This window comes from Neobacillus sp. NPDC093127 (assembly GCF_044754175.1).
Classification (GTDB): domain Bacteria; phylum Bacillota; class Bacilli; order Bacillales; family Cytobacillaceae; genus Neobacillus.
On sequence record NZ_JBIVOP010000010.1, the window covers coordinates 1 to 21,766 of the forward strand.

General features: G+C 40.5%; 20 protein-coding genes. 14 read left to right on the forward strand and 6 right to left on the reverse strand.

Features of this window, described 5'->3' with window-relative positions; translation table 11 throughout:
- Positions 1-784: 784 nt before the first annotated feature.
- The 5 genes from glgB to ACIQCO_RS14755 are packed head-to-tail and all read left to right on the forward strand — an operon-like array spanning position 785 to position 8,722.
- Positions 785-2,734, forward strand: coding sequence for a 1,4-alpha-glucan branching protein GlgB (glgB, locus tag ACIQCO_RS14735; protein WP_400429839.1), 1,950 nt, complete (start codon positions 785-787; stop codon positions 2,732-2,734).
- The gene (locus tag ACIQCO_RS14740; protein WP_400429840.1) at positions 2,676-3,821 is read left to right on the forward strand and encodes a glucose-1-phosphate adenylyltransferase; all 1,146 of its coding nucleotides are present in this window, start codon (positions 2,676-2,678) and stop codon (positions 3,819-3,821) included. Before glgB ends, ACIQCO_RS14740 begins: the two co-directional genes overlap by 59 nt.
- 38 nt (positions 3,822-3,859) lie before the next feature.
- A complete protein-coding gene (locus ACIQCO_RS14745) occupies positions 3,860-4,891 on the forward strand; it encodes a GlgC family sugar phosphate nucleotidyltransferase (protein WP_400429841.1) in 1,032 nt (343 codons plus the stop codon).
- A complete protein-coding gene (glgA, locus tag ACIQCO_RS14750) occupies positions 4,888-6,339 on the forward strand; it encodes a glycogen synthase GlgA (RefSeq protein ID WP_400429842.1) in 1,452 nt (483 codons plus the stop codon). Before ACIQCO_RS14745 ends, glgA begins: the two co-directional genes overlap by 4 nt.
- Positions 6,329-8,722, forward strand: a complete 2,394-nt coding sequence (locus ACIQCO_RS14755; RefSeq protein ID WP_400429843.1) for a glycogen/starch/alpha-glucan phosphorylase — start codon at positions 6,329-6,331, stop codon at positions 8,720-8,722. Before glgA ends, ACIQCO_RS14755 begins: the two co-directional genes overlap by 11 nt.
- 35 nt (positions 8,723-8,757) lie before the next feature.
- Here ACIQCO_RS14755 and ACIQCO_RS14760 read toward each other — a convergent pair whose 3' ends face one another.
- Entirely contained in the window at positions 8,758-9,696 is a 939-nt protein-coding gene (locus tag ACIQCO_RS14760; RefSeq protein WP_400429845.1) for a 1,4-dihydroxy-2-naphthoate polyprenyltransferase, read from the reverse strand.
- A gap of 347 nt (positions 9,697-10,043) precedes the next feature.
- Here ACIQCO_RS14760 and ACIQCO_RS14765 point away from each other — a divergent pair, with 347 nt between their 5' ends.
- The 6 genes from ACIQCO_RS14765 to menC all read left to right on the forward strand — a co-directional run bounded on the left by ACIQCO_RS14765 (position 10,044) and on the right by menC (position 17,718).
- Positions 10,044-11,444 (forward strand): isochorismate synthase, encoded by a 1,401-nt coding sequence (locus tag ACIQCO_RS14765; protein ID WP_400429846.1) that lies wholly within the window; start codon positions 10,044-10,046, stop codon positions 11,442-11,444.
- Between the two features lies 1 nt (position 11,445).
- Positions 11,446-13,194 carry a 2-succinyl-5-enolpyruvyl-6-hydroxy-3-cyclohexene-1-carboxylic-acid synthase gene (gene menD / locus ACIQCO_RS14770; protein WP_400429848.1) on the forward strand — a complete coding sequence of 583 codons (1,749 nt, stop codon included), beginning with the start codon at positions 11,446-11,448 and terminating at the stop codon, positions 13,192-13,194.
- On the forward strand, positions 13,194-14,003 hold the full coding sequence (gene menH / locus ACIQCO_RS14775; RefSeq protein ID WP_400429849.1) for a 2-succinyl-6-hydroxy-2,4-cyclohexadiene-1-carboxylate synthase: 810 nt from the start codon (positions 13,194-13,196) through the stop codon (positions 14,001-14,003). Before menD ends, menH begins: the two co-directional genes overlap by 1 nt.
- A 14-nt stretch (positions 14,004-14,017) precedes the next feature.
- Positions 14,018-14,836 (forward strand): 1,4-dihydroxy-2-naphthoyl-CoA synthase, encoded by an 819-nt coding sequence (gene menB / locus ACIQCO_RS14780; protein WP_400429851.1) that lies wholly within the window; start codon positions 14,018-14,020, stop codon positions 14,834-14,836.
- Positions 14,837-15,134: 298 nt separating this feature from the next.
- The gene (locus tag ACIQCO_RS14785) at positions 15,135-16,631 is read left to right on the forward strand and encodes an o-succinylbenzoate--CoA ligase (protein WP_400429853.1); all 1,497 of its coding nucleotides are present in this window, start codon (positions 15,135-15,137) and stop codon (positions 16,629-16,631) included.
- Entirely contained in the window at positions 16,612-17,718 is a 1,107-nt protein-coding gene (menC, locus tag ACIQCO_RS14790; protein WP_400429855.1) for an o-succinylbenzoate synthase, read from the forward strand. Before ACIQCO_RS14785 ends, menC begins: the two co-directional genes overlap by 20 nt.
- 37 nt (positions 17,719-17,755) lie before the next feature.
- Here menC and ACIQCO_RS14795 read toward each other — a convergent pair whose 3' ends face one another.
- Together ACIQCO_RS14795 and ACIQCO_RS14800 are read right to left on the reverse strand one after the other, a co-directional pair.
- Positions 17,756-17,914, reverse strand: coding sequence for a DUF1540 domain-containing protein (locus tag ACIQCO_RS14795; protein WP_400429857.1), 159 nt, complete (start codon positions 17,912-17,914; stop codon positions 17,756-17,758).
- 113 nt (positions 17,915-18,027) lie between these two features.
- Positions 18,028-18,969: a metal ABC transporter solute-binding protein, Zn/Mn family gene (locus ACIQCO_RS14800; protein WP_400429859.1), complete on the reverse strand. Its 942-nt coding sequence runs from the start codon at positions 18,967-18,969 to the stop codon at positions 18,028-18,030.
- A gap of 193 nt (positions 18,970-19,162) precedes the next feature.
- On the opposite strand from ACIQCO_RS14800, the gene ACIQCO_RS14805 reads away from it, so the two are divergent.
- A complete protein-coding gene (locus tag ACIQCO_RS14805; RefSeq protein ID WP_400429861.1) occupies positions 19,163-19,735 on the forward strand; it encodes a beta-class carbonic anhydrase in 573 nt (190 codons plus the stop codon).
- Here ACIQCO_RS14805 and yidD read toward each other — a convergent pair.
- A complete protein-coding gene (gene yidD, locus ACIQCO_RS14810; RefSeq protein ID WP_034724778.1) occupies positions 19,710-19,955 on the reverse strand; it encodes a membrane protein insertion efficiency factor YidD in 246 nt (81 codons plus the stop codon). The genes ACIQCO_RS14805 and yidD overlap by 26 nt on opposite strands.
- Before the next feature lie 141 nt (positions 19,956-20,096).
- Between yidD and ACIQCO_RS14815 the strand changes: the two genes are divergently transcribed.
- Positions 20,097-20,570, forward strand: a complete 474-nt coding sequence (locus ACIQCO_RS14815; RefSeq protein ID WP_024030136.1) for an S-ribosylhomocysteine lyase — start codon at positions 20,097-20,099, stop codon at positions 20,568-20,570.
- Positions 20,571-20,610: 40 nt separating this feature from the next.
- Here ACIQCO_RS14815 and ytzI read toward each other — a convergent pair whose 3' ends face one another.
- Both ytzI and ACIQCO_RS14825 read right to left on the reverse strand, forming a co-directional pair.
- Positions 20,611-20,781, reverse strand: a complete 171-nt coding sequence (gene ytzI / locus ACIQCO_RS14820) for a YtzI protein (protein ID WP_082804876.1) — start codon at positions 20,779-20,781, stop codon at positions 20,611-20,613.
- A 115-nt stretch (positions 20,782-20,896) separates the two neighbouring features.
- Entirely contained in the window at positions 20,897-21,154 is a 258-nt protein-coding gene (locus tag ACIQCO_RS14825) for a DUF6154 family protein (protein ID WP_066091084.1), read from the reverse strand.
- Positions 21,155-21,367: 213 nt separating this feature from the next.
- Here ACIQCO_RS14825 and ACIQCO_RS14830 point away from each other — a divergent pair, with 213 nt between their 5' ends.
- Entirely contained in the window at positions 21,368-21,691 is a 324-nt protein-coding gene (locus ACIQCO_RS14830) for a hydrolase (RefSeq protein ID WP_400429862.1), read from the forward strand.
- The last annotated feature ends 75 nt before the right edge of the window (positions 21,692-21,766 follow it).

The following is a 21,766-nucleotide window of genomic DNA, read 5'->3' on the forward strand; positions in this document are numbered from 1 at the left end:
TTCACAGTGCCCGTGAACAAGAGAAAAAGCCAAGTGCGGGCACTCTAAGAGGTTCACAGTGCCCGTGAACAAGAGAAAAAGCCAAGTGCGGGCACTCTAAGAGGTTCACAGTGCCCGTGAACAAGAGAAAAAGCCAAGTGCGGGCACTCTAAGAGGTTCACAGTGCCCGTGAACAAGAGAAAAAGCCAAGTGCGGGCACTCTAAGAGGTTCACAGTGCCCGTGAACAAGAGAAAAAGCCAAGTGCGGGCACTCTAAGAGGTTCACAGTGCCCGTGAACAAGAGAAAAAGCCAAGTACGGGCACTCTAGGAGGTTTCACAATAGCCGCATAACAAAGAAAAAACACTCCATTTTTTTGTGTCCGCTTTTTGAAATGCTTTTTGATTGTCCAGATCTATCCTCATAAATTTTCCACAATCTTTGGTTTGTTTTTATAAAAAACATTATATTTAGATAATACTTTTTTCTTCGTCTATTTTCAAGAATATATTGATACCGCTTACATTTGCCGCGATTGTTTAAATTTCAGACTATTCTTTTGTTAATAATCAAATAATTTTTTTGATCAAATTTTTTAAAAAAATAATAAAAAACTTTATAGATTTCTGTCGATTGTTGCAATATTATTTGTCGTTCTGTGCTGAAATATGCTGAAAAATCCCTCATTATAACATCTTTCATCAGTTGTTGTCAGAAAAGATAAAAAAGTTTTTCGAGGAATATGCTTCATTTGCACTTATAATTGGTCTTTGAAATACATATTTTCATTGAGGATGAGGAGAGCCATGACAGTGAACACGTTATTTCCGACTGATTATCAGCTGCACTTATTTCACGAGGGGAATTTTTTTCAAAGTCATCAGCTTTTTGGCGCTCATATCTTTAAGGATTCCGACAAGGTTTATACACGTTTTTGCGTATGGGCCCCTAATGCCAGCCAGGTGCGGCTTACGGGCGATTTTAATAACTGGAATGGTAAAGGATATGAACTAAAAAAGGTAAATGATGAAGGAGTATGGATCCTTGTTTTAAACCAAGAACTAGAAGGAAGTCTTTATAAGTATGAAATTTTCTCACAAACAGGGGAAAGATTGTTAAAAGCAGATCCGTTTGCATTTTATTCGGAATTAAGGCCAAATACTGCTTCAGTTGTTTATTCGTTAAACGGTTATGAGTGGGAAGACGACCATTGGATGAAGCGAAGGGAAAAACGGAACCTTTTATCAGAGCCTGCAGTTATTTATGAAATCCATCTTGGATCCTGGCGAAAAAAACCTGACGGCAGCTTTCTCAGCTATAAAGAATTGGCCGCAGAACTTATTCCATATGTAGTGGAGCATGGCTTTACCCATATAGAATTATTGCCGCTTGTCGAGCACCCGCTCGACGATTCGTGGGGATACCAAGGGACAGGTTACTTTTCAGCCACATCCAGGTACGGTACACCTGACGACTTTCGATACTTTATTGACCAATGTCATCAGCATGGGATTGGAATTGTCCTGGATTGGGTTCCTGGTCATTTTTGCAAGGATGCGCATGGTTTATACCGCTTTGATGGAACACATATTTATTCTTACAGTCATGCTGCTGATAGAGAAAATGTAGTATGGGGCACTGCGAACTTTGATCTTGGAAAGGGAGAGGTACAAAGCTTCCTTATCTCAAACGCCCTTTTTTGGATAGATTATTTTCATATTGATGGGTTTCGGATGGATGCCGTTGCTAATATCATTTATTGGTCGAATTCCTCTGGACAAAAACGCGAAAATCCATTTGGAATTAACTTTTTGAAAAAATTAAATAAGGAAGTCCATGAATATAATCCGCATTTTTTAATGATAGGAGAGGATTCCACTGACTTCCCTCAAGTAACAGGTCCCGTTCAGTACGGCGGGCTTGGGTTTGATTACAAATGGAATATGGGCTGGATGAATGACATGCTGGAATATGCAGAAACACCGCCATTTTCACGCTCAGAAGTTCATACAAAAGTCACTTTTTCACTTTTATATACCTATTTAGAAAACTTTATGCTGCCATTTTCGCACGATGAAGTGGTTCATGGGAAAAAGTCGCTCCTAGATAAAATGCCGGGGGATTATCGGGAGAAATTTGCCCAGCTAAGACTGTTACTAGGTTACATGTTTGCGCACCCCGGAAAGAAACTACTATTTATGGGCTTTGAATTTGGCCAGTTTTCCGAATGGAAGGATAAGGAACAACTTGATTGGAACTTAATGGAATATGGCATGCACCAGAATCTAAATGCATATGTAAAAGTATTGATTAAACTGTATAAGCGTTCAAAGGCACTATATGAATTGGATCATTTGCAGGATGGTTTTGAGTGGATTGACGCCAACAACAGCAATCAATCAATTTTCTCGTTTATCCGAAAAGGGAAGAAAGAAGCGGATAACCTCATCATTATTTGCAATTTTACAGGTAATAGCTATCCGGTTTATAGGATTGGAGTCCCTAAATCGGGTGAATATCGAGAACTTTTTACAAGTGATCAAGAAGAATACGGCGGGACTGGATTGATAAATAAAAAAACGATTTTGGCGTTGGAAGAGCCATTTCATGGCCAGCCATTTTCACTTAATTTATCAATTCCCCCGTTTGGTTTTCAAATAATCAGACCAGTAAACAAACGAAAGGAGAGAAAAGGAAATGGCAAAGAAAAAGTGCGTAGCCATGCTGTTAGCAGGGGGGAAAGGAAGCAGGCTTAATTCGCTGACAAAGGATCTGGCGAAGCCGGCTGTACCTTTTGGGGGAAAATATAGAATTATCGATTTTACGTTGAGTAATTGCACCAATTCAGGTATCGATACGGTAGGCGTTCTTACTCAATACCAGCCGCTGTTGTTAAACTCTTATATTGGAATTGGGAGCGCCTGGGATCTTGATCGCAAAGATGGCGGTGTAACTGTCTTACCGCCGTATAGTGAGTCTTCGGAAGTAAAGTGGTATACCGGGACGGCAAGTGCAATCTATCAGAACATGAATTATTTAAAGCAATACCAGCCTGATTATGTATTAATCCTTTCAGGTGACCATATATACAAAATGAATTACGAGAGCATGCTTGAATATCACATTGAAAAGAGGGCCGATGTCACGATTTCTTTAATTGAGGTTCCCTGGGTGGAAGCAAGCCGGTTTGGGATTATGAATACAAATGAGGATTTAAGAATAGTAGAGTTCGAGGAAAAGCCTAGCAGTCCGAAGAACAATCTAGCATCTATGGGTATTTATATTTTTAGCTGGAATATACTGAAAGAATATTTAGAAATGGATGATCGAAATCCTGAATCGAGCCATGATTTTGGGAAAGATGTGATTCCGATGCTGCTTGAGGAAAATAAGAAATTGTTCGCCTATCCTTTTAAAGGATATTGGAAGGATGTCGGTACGGTTCAAAGTCTTTGGGAAGCGAACATGGATTTATTAAATGAAGAATGCGAGTTAGATTTGTTTGATCATGACTGGAGAATTTACTCTGTTAATCCGAATCAGCCGCCGCAGTATATTTCTACGGACGCCATTGTTAAAGAATCTTTGATTAATGAAGGCTGTACCATCGAAGGGGAAATCGAAAAATCAGTATTATTTCAAGGTGTAACGGTCGGAAAAGGCAGCATGATCAAAGAGTCGGTCATTATGCCGGATGCCACGATAGGAGAAAACTGTTTAATTGAAAAAGCCATTGTACCGTGTGAGGTTAAGGTTCCAGACGGGACTGTGATTCGCTCTTTTGATGATGAAATTATTCTTGTTACGGAAGAAATGTTAAGCGAGTTTTACACTGCCTATTAAATAATAGTCTTTAGTTGGAAAACAGGAGGGAATTTGGAGTGAAAAGAAAGCTTTTAGGCGTTATTGATGCCACTACTTATCATGAAGATTTGGAAGATCTTTTAACACATCGCTCACTTGCCGCATTGCCTTTTGCGGGTCGGTACCGCATTATTGATTTTGTTCTATCAAATATGGTGAATTCAGGGATCCGCAGTGTGGCCATTTTTCCAAAAATGCAGTACCGCTCGCTAATGGATCATTTAGGTTCGGGGAAAAACTGGGATCTGAATCGCAAGCGGGACGGACTTTTCTTTTTCCCATCCCCGATTGTCGATAACGATGGCAATAAAATAGGATCGTTTGAACATTTTGCAGCCAATATGGACTTTTTTTATCGCAGTACACAAGAGTATTCGATTATCGCGAACTGTTATACGATTTTTAATATGGATTTTAGACCCATATTAAATTGGCATAGTCAGGCAAAATGTGATATAACCGAAATCCATCACCAGGATGGCAGATCGATGGAAATGTATTTAATCAAAACCTCCTTACTAATTAAACTTATTGAAACAAGACATGAAACAGGATATACCTGTATGAAGGATGTCGTAACGGCTATTCATAACGATTATTCCATTTGTCACTATGATTATAACGGTTATACCGTGATGATAGATTCAATTGAAAATTATTTTTCTACTAGTATGAAGCTGCTCGAATCCAATGTTTGGAAGCAATTATTTATCAAAGAACAACCAATCTTTACAAAGGTAAAGGATGAGCCGCCAACCAAATATAGTAAAGGCTCAAGTGTAAAAAATGCGATGGTTGCCAATGGGTGCAAAATTTTCGGGACGGTGGAAAATAGCATTGTTTCCCGCGGCGTGAAGATTGGCAAGGGAGCAGTTATTAAGAACTGCATTATTATGCAAAAGTGCCAAATTGAAGAAAATTGTTATTTAGATTCGGTAATCTTAGATAAAGATGTGAAAGTGGATGCCGGAACCCATTTAACTGGAACAGCCCGTTCACCTTATGTGATTCGTAAGGGGACAAAGCAAGGAGCGTTGATGAACTCGTGAAAGTATTATTTGCTGTTTCAGAATGCGGACCATTTGCAAAATCGGGGGGACTTGCCGATGTTGCCGGTTCGCTTCCGAAAGAATTAAGAAGTCTAGGAACAGATGTCAGGGTCATTCTTCCTAAGTACGGAACCATTTCTGATGACTATAAGAAAGAAATGAAGAAGCTCAAAGAATTCTTTGTTCCTGTCGGTTGGAGAAATCAATATTGCGGTATCGAGGAGCTTACACATCAAGGGGTGACCTATTATTTTGTCGATAATGAATACTACTTTAAACGTGAACAGCTATACGGTTTTTTTGATGATGGAGAAAGATTTGCTTATTTTAATCGAGCCGTCTTAGAAGCACTGGCGGAGCTGGATTTTTTCCCAGATGTGCTCCACTGCCATGACTGGCATACCGCCATGATTCCCTATCTAATAAGGACGGAGTATTACAAGAGGAAAGGCTACGGTCTAATGCGGACTGTATTTACGATTCATAACCTGCAATTCCAAGGCGTTTTTCCGAAAGAGGTGTTGGGAGATCTGTTAGGGATAGATCATCAATCTTTTCACCTAGGCCATTTAGAGTTTTTCGGGAATATCAATTTTATGAAGGGAGCGCTTGTCGCTGCTGATAAAATTACGACGGTGAGTCCGACCTATAAAGGGGAAATTCAAACGGAAGTTTACGGGGAAAAATTAGAGGGTCTTTTAAGAGAAAGAAATGAGGATATTGTTGGAATTTTAAATGGAATAGATGAGGACTTCTATAATCCAGCTGAAGACCCATTGATCTATCAACCCTTTACAGCCGATAATCAGCGAAATAAGCTTATTAATAAACGAGAAATTCAAAAACGGTTTGGTTTGCGACAAAGTTCAAACACTCCTTTATTAGTGATGATTTCCAGGCTTACAAAGCAAAAGGGGCTCGATTTAGTGAGATGCGTCCTCCGGGAAATATTGCAGGAGGATTTACAGGTGATCATCCTAGGTACCGGCGATTTTGAATATGAAGAGCATTTAAGGCAGGCTGCCCGTATCTACCCGGAGAAGTTAAAGGTTCATACCGGATTTAATGAGGAACTCGCACATAAGCTATATGCAGCGGCAGATATGTTCTTAATGCCATCCCTATTTGAGCCATGCGGTCTCAGCCAGTTGATTGCGATGAAATACGGAGCGATTCCAATTGTTCGAGAAACGGGCGGCTTAAACGATACGGTAAAGGCCTGGAACGAATTTACTGGCGAAGGAAACGGCTTTTCCTTCCGAAACTTCAATGCCCATGAAATGCTCGCGACCATTCAAAGGGCAATAAGTTTTTACCATGATAGCGATACCTGGGAATCGATTGTAAAACAAGCAATGGAGATGGATTATAGCTGGGTACAGTCCGCATTTCGCTATAACCAGCTATATGCAGAGCTCATCTCAAGGAGTGAAACCCATGTTTTCTAGTACAGCCGAATTTAAGGGGAATTTTCTAAAAAGGCTTGAGATGTTATCTGGGAGGAGCTTTTCGGAGAGCACGCTAAGAGACTATTATCAAACACTTGGCCAGATGATTCGTGAATTTGTTAGTCATGATTGGATTACAACCAATGAAAAATATCTAGCGGCAAAGGGAAAGCAAGTTTACTACCTTTCGATTGAATATTTATTAGGTAAACTATTAAGACAAAATTTAATCAACCTCGGTGTGGAAGATACGGTGCAGGCTGGTCTTCAGGAACTGGGGATTGATTTGGGGGAGCTTGAGGAATTAGAAGCAGATGCAGGCTTAGGAAACGGCGGCTTAGGAAGGCTGGCCGCCTGTTTTTTAGATTCTCTAGCTTCGCTGAAACTTCCAGGACACGGACACGGCATTCGTTATAAGCATGGCTTGTTTGAGCAGAAAATTGTCGATGGCTATCAAGTCGAATTGCCTGAGCAATGGCTGCGGAGCGGCAATGTCTGGGAGATCCGCAAGGCGGATTGTGCTGTGAAAATTCCGTTTTGGGGCAAGGTGGAAGCAAAGCAGGAAAACGGCCGACTCGTCTTTCATCATCTGAATGCAGAGACGGTGACTGCTGTCCCACACGACATGCCAGTACTCGGGTTTCAAGCAAATACCGTTAATACACTAAGACTTTGGAACGCGGAGCCTTCCCAGTTTCCATTCCATGATGATATCTTAAAATATAAGCGGGAAACAGAAGCAATTTCTGAGTTTTTATACCCGGATGATACCCATGATGAGGGGAAGATTTTGAGACTAAAACAGCAATATTTTTTAGTGTCGGCAAGCATTCAATCAATCTTAAAAAACTACAGAAAAAAGCACAGCAGCCTGAATTCGCTCCATGAACATGTTTGTATTCACATCAATGATACCCACCCTGTCCTTGCGATCCCAGAGCTGATGAGGATCCTCATCGATGTGGAGGGGTTTGAATGGGAACAGGCCTGGCAGATTACGACACATACGATTTCTTATACGAATCATACAACCTTATCAGAGGCATTAGAAAAATGGCCGATTCGCATTTTCCGCCCGCTATTGCCACGTATTTATATGATTGTTGAAGAAATTAATGAGCGGTTCTGCCAACAGCTATGGGAACAGACGCCAGGTGATTGGGAGCGGATTGCGAGTTTAGCGATTCTTGCTGATGAATATGTCAAAATGGCTCATTTGGCTATTGTCGGCAGCTTTAGTGTCAATGGTGTTGCAAAGCTGCATACGGAGATTTTAAAGAAACGGGAGATGAAACCTTTCTTTCAGCTCTTTCCCGAGAAATTTAATAATAAAACCAATGGGATTGCCCACCGGCGCTGGCTGTTAAAAGCAAATCCGAACTTATCCACGCTTATTACGGAAACGATTGGGCCCGATTGGACCTATTCAGCAACCGACTTGAATCAGCTTCTGAATTATCAAAATGATGCCGCATTTTTGGAAAAGCTGTTAAAAATAAAACAGGAAAATAAGCAAACCCTAGCAAAGATCATCTTTGATAAGACTGGTACAGCTGTAGATACTGGTGCGATTTTTGATGTCCAGGTGAAACGCCTCCATGCCTATAAACGCCAGCTGCTTAATGTTTTACACATTATGCACTTATATAATCGGATAAAGGAAGATTCAAGTTTTTCGCTTGTGCCAAGGGTGTTTATTTTTGGAGCAAAAGCTTCACCTGGTTATTATTACGCTAAAAAAATTATTAAATTAATCAATACCGCTGCTGAAAAAATTAATAATGATCCAGTAGTAAGCGACAAATTGAAAGTAATTTTTCTTGAGAATTATCGTGTCTCACTTGCTGAAAAAATCTTTCCGGCAGCAGATGTAAGTGAACAGATTTCCACGGCAAGTAAGGAAGCCTCCGGAACAGGAAACATGAAATTTATGATTAACGGCGCCCTGACGGCGGGAACATTAGATGGCGCGAATATTGAGATTCGTGAGCTGGTTGGTGAAGATAATATTTTTACCTTTGGGTTAACGGCAGAGGAAGTTCTTCACTATTATCAACATGGAGGATATCAATCGGTTGAATACTATCATCATGATTATCGCATCCAACAGGCTGTTGACCAGCTTGTGAATGGATTTTTCCCAGGAGTGTATAATGAATTCGAACCAATCTTTGATTCCCTTTTGGAGGAGAATGATCAATATTTTGTCCTGAAGGATTTTGCCTCCTATGCCGACATTCAGGGGAAAATTGGGGAAACATATAAGAATCAGCGCATATGGCAGCAAAAGTCGTTAGTGAATATAGCGAACGCTGGTTATTTCTCAAGTGACCGCACCATTCAGGAATATGCGGATGACATATGGGGAATAAAACCCTTATAAGAAAAGGCTTCTGCCACATGGCAGAAGCCTTTTTCTTATGACACAAAGTGTCCAATGAAAATTCCAATTGCGAGTAAAAATCCAAAAATCGTATTAGTTTGCGCTGTTGCTTTCATCGCAGGTGCCATTTGGATTGGTAAGCTGTTTCCAATAAAACCTTTTGTCGCTTTAATTGCTTTTGGTGCACTTAGGATCACGATGGCTGTCCAAACGGGTATCACACCGCTGATAATAAGGGCAAGAACCCATAAATAAGAGAAAATGAACATCCCTGCTAGTAAGTTAATGGCCTTCTTTTTTCCTAATAAAATGGCTACTGTTTTCCGGCCATTTTCTTTGTCTCCATCGAGGTCACGGATATTATTGGACAACATAATCATGCCAACCAAAATCATACTCGGAACCGATACAAGAATACTTGTGGGCTCAACAGATCCCGTTTGAATAAAGAATGAAATTAAGATAATCAGCATTCCCATAAAGAAGCCGGAAAAAATTTCACCAAATGGTGTATAGGCAATCGGAAATGGCCCGCCGGTATAAAAATAGCCAACAGCCATACATACAAGGCCGACAATGGCGAGCCACCAGCTGCTGTTTGCACAAATATAAATCCCTAATAATAAGGCGATACCGTAAAAGCCAAAAGCAAGATTGATGACTGTCTTTGGCTTGATTCCATCACGGACAATGGTCCCGCCAATTCCGACTGAGTGTTCAGTGTCAAGACCGCGTTTGAAATCGAAGTATTCATTAAACATATTGGTTGCTGCTTGAATTAATAAACTGGCGATCAGCATCGCGAGAAAAAGCCCGAAATGAATTTTCCCGTTCCGAAGAGCTAATGCGGTACCAAGTAATACTGGTACGAAGGCAGCGGTTAACGTGTGGGGCCGCGTCATTTGCCACCAAACTTGAACACCGCGATTTGACTCAACAGCAGGTTTCGAACTTTGCTGTAAATTTGGCTGCATATTGTTCTCTCCCTTTTAAAAAAATTTTCTATATAATATTTCATTTTAATAGGATAAAGGTCATTGCCCAACCCTTAGTGTATGGAATTCCTGTAATAGTGTCAATTGATTTTTGCTATCAAAATTAGAAGATAATCCCTGCCTGATTATTATTGAATGGTTCGAGGGAAAATAATAATAATGAAAATACTGAAAAGTTCATTTGTCAACACAAGGTGAAGATTTGATATATAATAAGGATAGATAGTGACAACTATTATTGACTTCATTACAATGAAGGTAGTAACTTAAAATAAGCAATAAAATGAATGGATAACAGTCATTTCGGCTGTTTTGGAGGGATTTGTTTGGTTACCATTCAAGAAACAGAAATAAACGAAAGAGGTCCTTTGGCTGTTAAGCGTGCAAAAGAACTTGGCCGGCCTATTTTGGTAAGTGAAGTTCATAAAATTGACACGGTTAATCCTTTGGCCTTTTTTAAGGCAGGAAAAGAACGCTTTTGTGGGGAACGTTTTTTTTGGAAAGATCCAACAGATGAAATTGTCCTTGTTGGACTTGGAATTTCTAAACAAATTCAGTCGGATCAGGTTACTGACCGCTTTTTTCATGTTGAAAAAGAGTGGGAGAACTTTTTAAAGGATAGTCTCATTTTTAATACATATACTGAAATCGCTGTTGGTCCTGTCATGTTTGGTGGATTTTCGTTTGATCCATTAAAAGAAAAAACAGAGCTCTGGTCCAAATTTGCCGATTCTTTGTTCCATATACCCAAATATTTATTGAGTATCATTAGAGGGCAGGCTTATTTAACAACCAATACCATTTGTACCCCCCATGATGATCTAACCTTATTTAGTAAGATAATCGAAGAAAGAAATTTGATTCTGCATTCTTTAACCACTAATTATCGAGCAAAGTCGACGTCTCTAATCAGGACCAATGAAATTATGCCGGAAAAATGGAAAGAGTCTGTTGATGGGGTTGTGAAAGAATTAACAAACGGCCCCTTAAAGAAGGTGGTCCTTGCCAGGGAGCTCCGGCTCATTTTTGACGGCCAAATTGAGGCGGAGAATGTACTTGATCGTTTATTCTCACAGCAGCAAGAAAGCTTTATCTTTGCCTTTGAATCAAATGGCGATTGTTTTATTGGGGCTTCTCCAGAGAGACTTGTTAAAAAGCAGGGGAATGAAATTTTTTCTACTTGTCTTGCCGGTTCTATTTCCCGCGGGGAGACGGAACAGGAGGATAGGCTTTTAGGGGAGAAATTATTAACAGACCAAAAGAACCTTATTGAACATCAGTACGTAGTAGAAATGATTAAGGAAGCATTAGATGAATCATGCCATGAAATGATCTTGCCCGATAAGCCGCAGCTGATGAAAATAAGGGATATTCAGCATCTTTATACACCGGTCATCGGTAAATGCCATAAAGATGCTTCCCTGCTATTATTGGTGGAAAGACTTCATCCGACACCGGCTCTTGGCGGGCTCCCTAAAGAAGCAGCCGTGGAAAAAATTCGCGAGGTAGAAGTGCTTGACCGTGGTTTTTATGCAGCACCATTAGGCTGGGCCGATTATCGTCGCAATGGTGAATTTGCTGTTTCAATCCGTTCCGGGCTCTTGCAGGGGGACGAAGCATCATTGTTTGCCGGCTGTGGTGTTGTTGCCGATTCGGAAGCAGAAAGTGAATATTTAGAGACGAGTTTGAAGTTTACACCGATGCTTCGAGCTCTTGGAGGAAAATAATATGAGTCATCAAGAATCATTAACCGCTTATATTGCTGCCTTTGTGGCAGAGCTTTATTCTTCAGGAATTACCGATGTTGTCGTCAGTCCAGGATCGAGATCTACTCCGATGGCAATGGTGATGGCCGAACATCCTGAGTTAAAAGTCCATATCCATGTGGATGAACGATCCGCTGCTTTTTTTGCCTTAGGAATTGCCAAGGCAACAAACAGGCCAGCTGCCATTCTTTGTACTTCAGGTACAGCTGCAGCGAACTATTTTCCAGCGATTGTCGAGGCACATTCCTCCAGGGTCCCGCTCGTGGTTTTGACGGCTGACCGGCCCCATGAACTAAGAGAAGTAGGTGCACCACAGGCGATTAATCAAATCCATTTATATGGGCAGCATGTGAAATGGTTTGCTGAAATGGCGTTACCTGAGGGAAATAGGGAGATAATCCGCTATGCCCGGACCGTTTGTGCACGGGCAGCAGCCATTGCTGTTCAGGCTCCCGCCGGACCTGTTCATTTGAATTTTCCATTCCGCGAACCGCTCATTCCAAAACTGGATGAAGAGCTATTCCAGCTGGAGGAACGGCCTAAAGGATATGTAAAGGTTCAAACCGGTGACTTAACATTAGATTATTACCATTTTCAAGACATTGCTGAAAAGATAAAGGACAAAGAAAGAGGCATTATCGTTTGTGGTAACACGGCCGATAATCGATTCACGGAAGCCGTAACCAGGCTTTCCAAGAAATTAAACTTTCCAATTTTAGCGGATCCCTTATCACAACTTAGAAGCGGCAGCCACAGTCAGGAAAATGTAATTGACACTTATGATACTTTTTTAAGAAATGAAGACGCGAAAACCTTTCTAAAGCCGGATGTTGTGGTACGATTCGGGGCGATGCCCATTTCGAAAGCATTAACGATTTTCTTAAAAGAAAACCACGCTGCAGAGCAATTTGTTATTGATGGCGGAGGCGGCTGGCGTGACCCGTCAGCATTATCCACAGAAATGATTTTTTGCAATGAAACAATCTTTTGCGAACAGCTGTTAAGCTTTCTAGATACCAAATCTCCATCCGGATTTTTGCAGGATTGGCAAAAGGTCAACCTGCTTACAAAAGAAAATATGTCTCTTGTTAAAGACTTAACGGAATTAAGTGAAGGTAAATTATTCTACCAATTGACGGATATGCTGCCAGAGGGAGCAACCCTGTTTGTGGGAAATAGTATGCCAATCCGCGATTTGGATAGTTTTTTCCTCAATAATGATAAATCAATTAAGGTCATGGCTAACAGGGGGGCCAATGGGATAGATGGCACAGTTTCAACCGCCTTAGGAGCTGCTTTATATTCGAAATCCTTATATCTGGTTCTCGGAGACCTAACCTTCTTCCATGATTTAAATGGTCTCATTGCAGCTAAGTTGTACAATATTGATATCCATATCATTCTTGTAAACAATAATGGCGGCGGAATTTTCTCTTTTCTACCACAATCTGAACATCCTAAAAACTTTGAGCTTTTGTTTGGTACGCCGCTAAATCTTGAATTTGAGCATGCTGTTCGGATGTTTAACGGGAGATTTACAAAAATTAAAGATTGGGACCACTTAGACATGGAAATGAAAAACACGATGGAAAGTAAAGGAATCCATGTTTTCGAGGTTGTGACAAAAAGAGATAGTAATCGAGACGAGCACCGTGAATTTTGGCGCTCCGTTTCCCGGGAAATATCAAATTTTGTCAATGGAGCGCAGTAATGGATGTGGTTATTAAGGGGATCCGCTATCATGTCGAAGTTTGCGGTGAAGGTTTTCCACTTTTACTGCTGCATGGATTTACCGGTGATGCATCCACATGGACATCATTTTGTCATGACTGGGGTCAGCACTCAAAATTAATTGTCCCTGATATTATCGGACATGGAAAAACGGAGTCGCCTGAGGAGATTCATCGATATCAAATCGAATCCGCTGCGAATGACTTAAAGAGTATCCTTGATGAGTTGGATGTGCATCAAGTGGATTTGCTTGGTTACTCGATGGGTGGCAGGCTGGCCCTTACCTTTGCCGTATTGTTTCCTAATAGGGTCCGAAAATTAGTGTTAGAAAGTGCTTCTCCCGGCCTCTTGACAGAGGAAGAAAGAGTATTTCGCCGTATGAAAGATGCGGAATTAGCAAAATGTATTAGTGAAAACGGCATTAAGCCGTTTGTTGATTATTGGGAAGAGATTCCCCTATTTTCAACGATGAAGCGGCTTTCTAAGGCCATTAATGAATCAATTAGGGCTACTCGGCTGGGCAATTCCCCTGTAGGACTTGCCAATAGTTTACTTGGCATGGGAACCGGCTCACAGCCTTCTTGGTGGGGGCAACCTTTATTGCAGCTGAAATGTGAAGTATTATTGGTGACAGGCGCAGAAGATGAAAAGTTCTGCAGAATTGCCGAAGCAATGCTGAAAAGTCTAAAAAACGGCACGTGGATTACCGTTGAAAAAAGCGGTCATGCAATTCATGTGGAAGAACGTGAAAAGTTTGGTACAATAGTAAGTGGATTTTTACATAAATAAAGGAGGTTTTTATTTTGACAGTAGAATGGGTTGCAGGACGCAAATATGATGAAATTTTATATGAAACGTATAATGGAATTGCAAAAATCACGATTAACCGCCCACATGTACATAATGCTTTTACACCAAAAACGGTTATGGAATTGATTGATGCTTTTGCTTATGCACGCGATGATTCAAATGTTGGGGTTATTGTGTTAACAGGTGCAGGTGAAAAGGCATTTTGCTCCGGCGGCGACCAAAGCGTCCGCGGACATGGCGGCTATGTTGGCGAGGATCAAATCCCGCGTCTTAATGTTCTGGATCTGCAGCGCTTAATTCGGGTTATTCCAAAGCCGGTTATTGCCATGGTTAAAGGGTATGCGATTGGCGGCGGCCACGTTCTTCATATCGTTTGTGACTTAACGATTGCTGCGGACAATGCTGTTTTTGGTCAAACAGGTCCGAAAGTGGGCAGCTTCGATGCTGGTTACGGCTCAGGTTACCTGGCAAGAATTGTTGGTCATAAAAAGGCACGGGAAATTTGGTTCTTATGCCGCCAATACGGTGCCCAGGAAGCGCTTGATATGGGCTTAGTTAACACGGTTGTTCCTCTTGAACAGGTAGAAGAGGAAACCCTCCAATGGTGTGAAGAAATTCTTGAGAAGAGCCCGACTGCGCTTCGTTTCTTGAAAGCAGCGATGAATGCTGATACTGATGGCCTAGCAGGTCTGCAGCAATTGGCTGGTGATGCGACACTGCTTTACTATACAACAGATGAAGCAAAAGAAGGCCGTGATTCCTTTAAGGAAAAGCGCAAGCCTGATTTCGGTCAATTCCCGCGTTTCCCTTGATTTTAAGCTTTTACGACAGCTTGATGGTATCCATCAGGCTGTTTTTATATAAAGGCTGTTTTTCTAAGAAATTGTTGTTTTTAAATAGGTTTGTAAGAAAACCTTATAAGGTTGATTGGAGCGGAAGTGCTCGACTCCTGCGGGAGCAGTGGGACAGGTGAGACCCCGCAGGCGTTTACGCCGAGGAGGCTCACCGCCCACCCCGCGGAAAGCGAGCAACTGGAGCGGAAATCAACCCTTTGCAATATATTGCACCAAAGTTTGCGAAGACAGCCTATATAAAAGAGAAGGTGCTAAAATGCAAAATGAAACAATGCCGAATTTTTTAAAGAATAGAGCTTTTCTTACCCCTGAAAGAACAGCTGTATATTTTAAGGAACAAACATTAACTTTTAATGAACTTTATTACCGTTCTCTTAAAGCAGCAGGTCAGATTCAGGCTCTTGGTATTCAACAAGACCAGTTTGCGGGTGTATTATTGAAAAATCATCTGGATACCGTGGTAATTTTATTTGCCCTCCAGCTATTAGGGGTCAAAGCGGTCATCTTGAACAATCGTTTAACCCCTGCCGAACTTGTTTGGCAATTGAATGATTCGAAAGCAGCATCCCTGATCCTTGAAGATTCTTTTGCCGAAATCGAACTTGAAATTAACAAACAAATTACCGGTTTGAAAACCATTACGAAAGAGCAGCTTTTTCAAATAGAACCAGCAGTACCAGTTATTAAAGACGAAATTAGTCTTTCAGAAATCTGTACCATCATGTATACATCAGGCACAACCGGGAACCCAAAAGGTGTTCTTCAGACTTATGGAAACCATTGGTGGAGCTCTGTTGGCTCTGCATTAAATTTGGGTTTTATGGAGAGTGATTCCTGGCTTTGTTCGGTTCCGCTCTTCCACATTAGCGGATTCTCGATTCTCATGCGCAGTGTCATCTATGGCATGCCGATTGTTCTTCATGAACACTTTGATGTGGAACAAACGATTGCGGATATTGCCGGAAAAAAGGTTACCATCATGTCAGTGGTTGGAACAATGCTTTCACGGATAGTTGAACAGCTTGAAGACAGGAGGCTACCGGAGCACTTTCGCTGCATGCTGTTAGGCGGCGGTCCTGCACCGTTACCATTATTACAGGCATGTGTAGAGAAGGATCTTCCTGTTTTTCAATCCTATGGTATGACTGAATCCTCCTCGCAAATCGTAACACTTTCTCCGGAATACAGCCTAACAAAGCTAGGTTCCGCTGGGAAGCCTTTGTTCCCTGCACAGCTCAAAATTATCAATGATAATAGCTTACCAGCAAAAGCCGGTGAAGCTGGTGAAATAACAGTAAAAGGACCAAATGTTACACCAGGTTATTTAAATCGTCCGGAAGCAACGGAAGAAAAGTTTCATGATGGCTGGTTTTCTACCGGAGATATTGGCTATGTAGATGTGGAAGGGTTTTTGTATGTCATGGATCGCCGTTCTGATTTAATCATTTCCGGTGGAGAAAACATTTACCCAGCAGAAATCGAAGCAACACTGTTAGCCCATCCAGGAGTTGCTGATGCAGGGGTGACGGGTATTGCTGATGAGAAATGGGGACAAGTGCCGATTGCTTTTATCGTAAAAAACAATAAGGTATCCGCGGATGAGCTCCAAGAATTTTGCCGGGAAAGGCTTGCAAAGTACAAAGTGCCGAAAGCATATTACTTTATTGAAAAGCTTCCTAGAAACGCAGCGAAAAAACTGTTGCGAAGAGATCTTCGGGAGTGGGTGGTTAAACATGAAGATAGCCTCGATTGAGCTTTTTGTTATTCAAATGCCATTAAAATCCCCGTTTTTGACGCATTTAGGCGCTGTTAACGACCGTGAAGGCATTATAGTAAAGGTAACTAATACAGATGGCCTTTCAGGGTTTGGCGAGGGTGTGGCCTTTTCAACCCCGTGGTATACAGAAGAAACAGTTGCAACTAGTTTACATATGTTAAAGGATATTTTGATTCCCTTGCTGCAAAAACATCCAATAAATCGTCCTGAGGAGGCCTCACAACTTTTCAGTTCGATAAGGAGAAACAATATGGCAAAGGCAGCCTTGGAAACGGCCATATGGGATTTGGATGCAAAGAGCCACTCAGAGCCTCTTTCTAAAATGATTGGCGGCACACGCGAGATTATTGCGTCTGGCGTCGTCGTTGCAACCGATTCAACAGCCAAAGCACTGCAGCAAATTGAACAATATCTCGAAGAGGGGTATCAGCGGGTCAAAGTGAAAATAAATCCAAATCAGGATTACTCTTTTCTAGCAGAGATTCGCCGCCATTATCCAGACCTGCCGCTTATGGCAGATGCCAATTCAGCCTATACATTAAAAGACATGGACCACCTAAAGGCTCTTGATGAGTTTAACCTGTTGATGATTGAGCAGCCGCTGGCACATGACGATATCATTGAACATGCCGTGCTGCAAAAGGAAATCCAGACGCCTATATGCCTAGATGAAAGCATCGTCAGCTTTGATGATGCTAGAAAGGCAATCGAGTTCGGGAGCTGTAAGGTGATTAATATTAAAGTAGGCAGGGTTGGCGGGCTCTATGAAGCCAAACGAATACATGATTATTGCTATGAAAGGGGAATTCCAGTCTGGTCCGGCGGGATGATTGAATTTGGCATTTCCCGTGCACATAATATTGCACTTGCTTCACTACCGGGATTCTCCATTCCAGGTGATATATCCGCTTCCAGCAGGTTTTGGGAAGAAGACATCATCGCTCCAGACGTAACCGTTGAAAATGGCTACATTACCGTACCAAAGGCACCGGGAATCGGTTTTGAAATAAATGAAAAAAGAATTCAAGAAACACTATTATCTAAGAGAAGATTTGCTTTTTAAAAAAAGAACCAGGCGAAAGTGCCTGGTTTCATTTCTTCTATAAATCACTTGCTTCAAAAGTTTGACAATCAGTTTCTTTAGTTGAATCAGCCGTTTGCCCAGTATGGCTGACAACGTAGATTTTATCGGCACTGCATTTATTGCCATTTGCCCAAAACGTGCAGTTGTTCACTTCACATAAAACATCTTGTGCCATCCGTATCACTCCTTAAAATTTCGGTAATACAGTCATAGCATTTGCTAATTTCGGTAACAGGATGCCCGAAAACAAAAGGAAGCAGATGTGGGAATTGGCAAAGAGACCAAAATTTAATTATTTAAAGCTGTTTTTAATGTCTCAAGGTTTTTATTCATTAAGGAAAAGTAAGTTTCTTTATTTTTAATGTCATCTTTGGATAATACAGCGAGATTATGAATCGGCAATGGTTTTGCACCAATTTCTTTTTGAACGACCTTGCCCAGTTTAGATTGCACGTTTTGTTCGAAAAGAATATAGTGTAAGCCCTCATGGTTGGCGACAGAAATAATTTTTTCAAGTTCCTTTTGTGTCGGTTCATTTGTCGTCGAAAGCCCTGAAATACTTATTTGTTCAATCCCGTAACGATGTTCCCAATAGCCAAACGCTGCATGCGTGACAATCATTTTTTTATGCTTTGCATCCGTAATGCTTTGCTCATACTGAGCGTTTAGTTCATCTAATTCTAAGGCAAGCTTTTGATAATTTTTAGTGAAAAGTTCTTTGTTTTGGGGCATCTTTTTAACTAATTGATCACGAATAACTGCCGCCATTTCCTTTGAATAAAGCGGATCAAGCCATACATGCGGGTTTACATCCCCATGGTGGTGGTCATCATGCCCATCTTCTTCATCTGCATGAACATCTTTTGGTAACTGCAGCTTATCGGCAACAGGCACTAAGGTAACATTTTCGTTTTTCAACGTTCCTTTTGCTTTTTCTACAAAGCCTTCAAGTCCGAGCCCAATGTAGAAAAATAAGTCTGAATCTGCTAAGTTCATCATATCCTTTTGAGATGGTTCAAAGGTATGTTCATCTGCACCTGGAGGGTAGATCGTTTTCACGTCAGCAAATTTGCCGCCAATCCGTTCTGTAAAGTACTGGAGAGGGAAGACTGTTGTATAAATCGTTAACTGATTTTTCTTGGTATGTGTCTGGTCTTTATTATTTGAACAGGCGGATAAAATAAGACTCAATGGTAAAAAAATAGAAAGAATAAGAATAATTTTTTTCATAAAGGCTCCTTCATGTTGTTAAATCGGTATTATTACGATTTAATGCTGAAAAATTTTTAAAAAATAAATGTATAATACGGAACGATTCCGATTTCCATATGTATCTTACAAAAAAAATCGCCAAAATGCAAGTATAAAATTTGAATTAAACATAGGTTTTTATGTATGCTGAAAAAGAAAGGTGGAATTTTATATGAACAAATTAACATTATTAAATGAAATTCTAGACCATAATAAGAAATTTGTAGAAGCTCATGAATATGAAAAATATGAAACAACCAAATTTCCTAATAAACGAATGGTGATCCTCACTTGTATGGATACACGATTGCTGGAATTATTGCCAAAGGCTCTAAACTTGGGAAATGGTGATGCCAAGCTGATTAAAAATGCTGGAGCGCTTGTTTCACACCCTTTTGGAAGTATTATGCGGAGTATTTTGATTGCGATATATCAATTGAAGGCAGAGGAAGTTTTAGTTATTGCTCATTATGATTGTGGGATGAGCGGCTTAAAAGCAGAGCCCGTGATTGAGAGTATGAAAGCACGAGGCATTTCCGAAGAAACGATTGATACGCTAGATTATTCCGGTATCGACATTAAACAGTGGCTTCATGGATTTGATAATGTGACAGAGAGTGTAGAGCATAGCGTTAGCATCATTAAACATCATCCGTTAATGCCGAATGGTGTTCCGGTACATGGATTGGTCATTGACCCTAAAACAGGAAAGCTTGATCTCATTGTTGATGGTTATCAGGCGTAGGCTTTTTCTCAGGAACCGGGTCTAAACCGCCTGGATGAAAAGGATGGCATTTTGCTATTCTCTTAATGGTAAGCCAGCCGCCCTTTAAAGCACCGAAGCGCTGAACTGCTTCTAAGCCATAATGCGAACAAGTAGGATAAAATCGGCATGTCGGTGGTTTTAAGGGTGAAATGACGACCTGATAAAAACGAATAATGGAAAGAAAGACTTTTTTCAACATCGTATGATCTCCTTCTTACTAATTACTTACACGATAACATAAAAAAATTTTTTCGTCTAAATTGGTAAAATTGATTAAGTGGATGAAAAAACTCGGATTTTATAGTAAAATAGGTAATAGATGAAATAAGGAGTGATATTCATGCCTTCAGTTGAAAGCTTTGATTTAGATCATAATGCAGTGAAAGCCCCTTATGTGAGACATTGCGGTGTCCATAAGGTAGGAAGTGACGGCGTTGTTAATAAATATGATATCCGATTTTGCCAGCCAAATAAACAGGCAATGAAGCCTGATGTGATTCACACACTAGAGCATCTGCTTGCCTTTAATCTCCGGAACCATTCCGAGAAGTATGACCACTTCGATATTATTGATATCTCGCCAATGGGCTGCCAAACTGGTTATTACCTCGTTGTCAGCGGCGAGCCGACTGTGGAGGAAATTATTGATCTGCTTGAGGATACTATGAAGGATGCGGTTGAAATTACCGAAATTCCAGCGGCAAATGAGCGCCAATGCGGTCAGGCGAAGCTCCATGATTTAGAAGGTGCGAAACGATTAATGCGTTTCTGGCTTGAGCAAAGCAAAGACGATTTGAAACAAGTGTTTGCCTAATAATATGAAAAATTCCTATTCGCTAAGAATAGGAATTTTTTTACGCCTTCTTTTGGTCTTGTTCTTGTTCTGTCAACTCTAGGTCGACATATGGGTTATTTTCTAATGGATCAACAGTATGTTTATACGTATAGGCTTTTGAAGTGGTAATAACCGCGAGAAGCAAAACGACAATGACAATAATAATACTAATTACTAATATCGTATTCAACATTTTCTAGTGCCTCCTTTACCTCTACATTGTAACATGAAAAACTCATATATTAAGTACAAAAGGCATAAAAAAGGAAGCTGTTTTCAGCTTCCTCTTATTTTGGTATGTAAAATCAATGAATATTTCTAGGATAGTAAGTATTTGTGCGTTGTTGGCCGTACTCTTCTTTAGCGAATTTCCCCTTTAAGCTTTCAATTAGGTATAACCCCATTAAGTCATAAAGTTCTTGTTTATCCATTTCCTGAATTAAAGCAAGCAGGTCTTCTTGCGACATCTCTTCTAAAAAGGCAAAGGCAAGCATATCAATATCCTCTTCATCGCCGGTAAGCTTGTTCCGGTACATTTCATATAATTCATCGACTAATTTCAATTGTTGCACCTCCTAATTTTCACTTCTACTTATTCCATTCCCTAAAAAAGGTAAAAATAATCTCTCCATTCTTCATTTTGAATTGACTGAAAAATCTGTTTTCTTGATTGTATGTTTATTATAGCGTATTCATTTCTAAAAAATAAGTCGAATTTTGAAAAAGAATAAATTTTATCTATTTGTGGATTAATAAAGAGAAAAGGGGATGACATAATGGAAGCGCAGAAGAAGACCTATTATATAGATGTTGGAACTGGAGGAATCTCCCAAAGTGCCACAGGTTCGACTTGGAGCTATAAAATACAAGCAACTGATGAAGAAATTATCGAGCTCCGTGATTTGTTTAATCAAAATTATTCGACCGAGTGGAAAAACTTTTTCAGAGCCCATGTACCCTATCTTGAATATCATCATGACCGTTCAAACGATGCGTACGACAGTACGATTCAGCAGGTGTATGGCATGCTCCATAAGCTTGGTGATGATGAAGCCAAAAGCCATATTGACAGTATGAATATTTTGCCAAATGGAGATTAACGGCTAGAAGGAAAATCCAAATTATTTAGGGATTTTCCTTTTTTCCGTTATAATAAAAGCATTAATAATTTGAGG

Coding starts and splice junctions, on each gene's coding strand:
- glgB (WP_400429839.1), top strand. CDS start 785: ATGACAGTGAACACGTTATTTCCGACTGATTATCAGCTGCACTTATTT.
- ACIQCO_RS14740 (WP_400429840.1), top strand. CDS start 2,676: ATGGCAAAGAAAAAGTGCGTAGCCATGCTGTTAGCAGGGGGGAAAGGA.
- ACIQCO_RS14755 (WP_400429843.1), top strand. CDS start 6,329: ATGTTTTCTAGTACAGCCGAATTTAAGGGGAATTTTCTAAAAAGGCTT.
- ACIQCO_RS14760 (WP_400429845.1), bottom strand. CDS start 9,696: ATGCAGCCAAATTTACAGCAAAGTTCGAAACCTGCTGTTGAGTCAAAT.
- menD (WP_400429848.1), top strand. CDS start 11,446: ATGAGTCATCAAGAATCATTAACCGCTTATATTGCTGCCTTTGTGGCA.
- menH (WP_400429849.1), top strand. CDS start 13,194: ATGGATGTGGTTATTAAGGGGATCCGCTATCATGTCGAAGTTTGCGGT.
- ACIQCO_RS14785 (WP_400429853.1), top strand. CDS start 15,135: ATGCAAAATGAAACAATGCCGAATTTTTTAAAGAATAGAGCTTTTCTT.
- menC (WP_400429855.1), top strand. CDS start 16,612: ATGAAGATAGCCTCGATTGAGCTTTTTGTTATTCAAATGCCATTAAAA.
- ACIQCO_RS14795 (WP_400429857.1), bottom strand. CDS start 17,914: ATGGCACAAGATGTTTTATGTGAAGTGAACAACTGCACGTTTTGGGCA.
- ACIQCO_RS14800 (WP_400429859.1), bottom strand. CDS start 18,969: ATGAAAAAAATTATTCTTATTCTTTCTATTTTTTTACCATTGAGTCTT.
- ACIQCO_RS14805 (WP_400429861.1), top strand. CDS start 19,163: ATGAACAAATTAACATTATTAAATGAAATTCTAGACCATAATAAGAAA.
- yidD (WP_034724778.1), bottom strand. CDS start 19,955: ATGTTGAAAAAAGTCTTTCTTTCCATTATTCGTTTTTATCAGGTCGTC.
- ACIQCO_RS14815 (WP_024030136.1), top strand. CDS start 20,097: ATGCCTTCAGTTGAAAGCTTTGATTTAGATCATAATGCAGTGAAAGCC.
- ACIQCO_RS14830 (WP_400429862.1), top strand. CDS start 21,368: ATGGAAGCGCAGAAGAAGACCTATTATATAGATGTTGGAACTGGAGGA.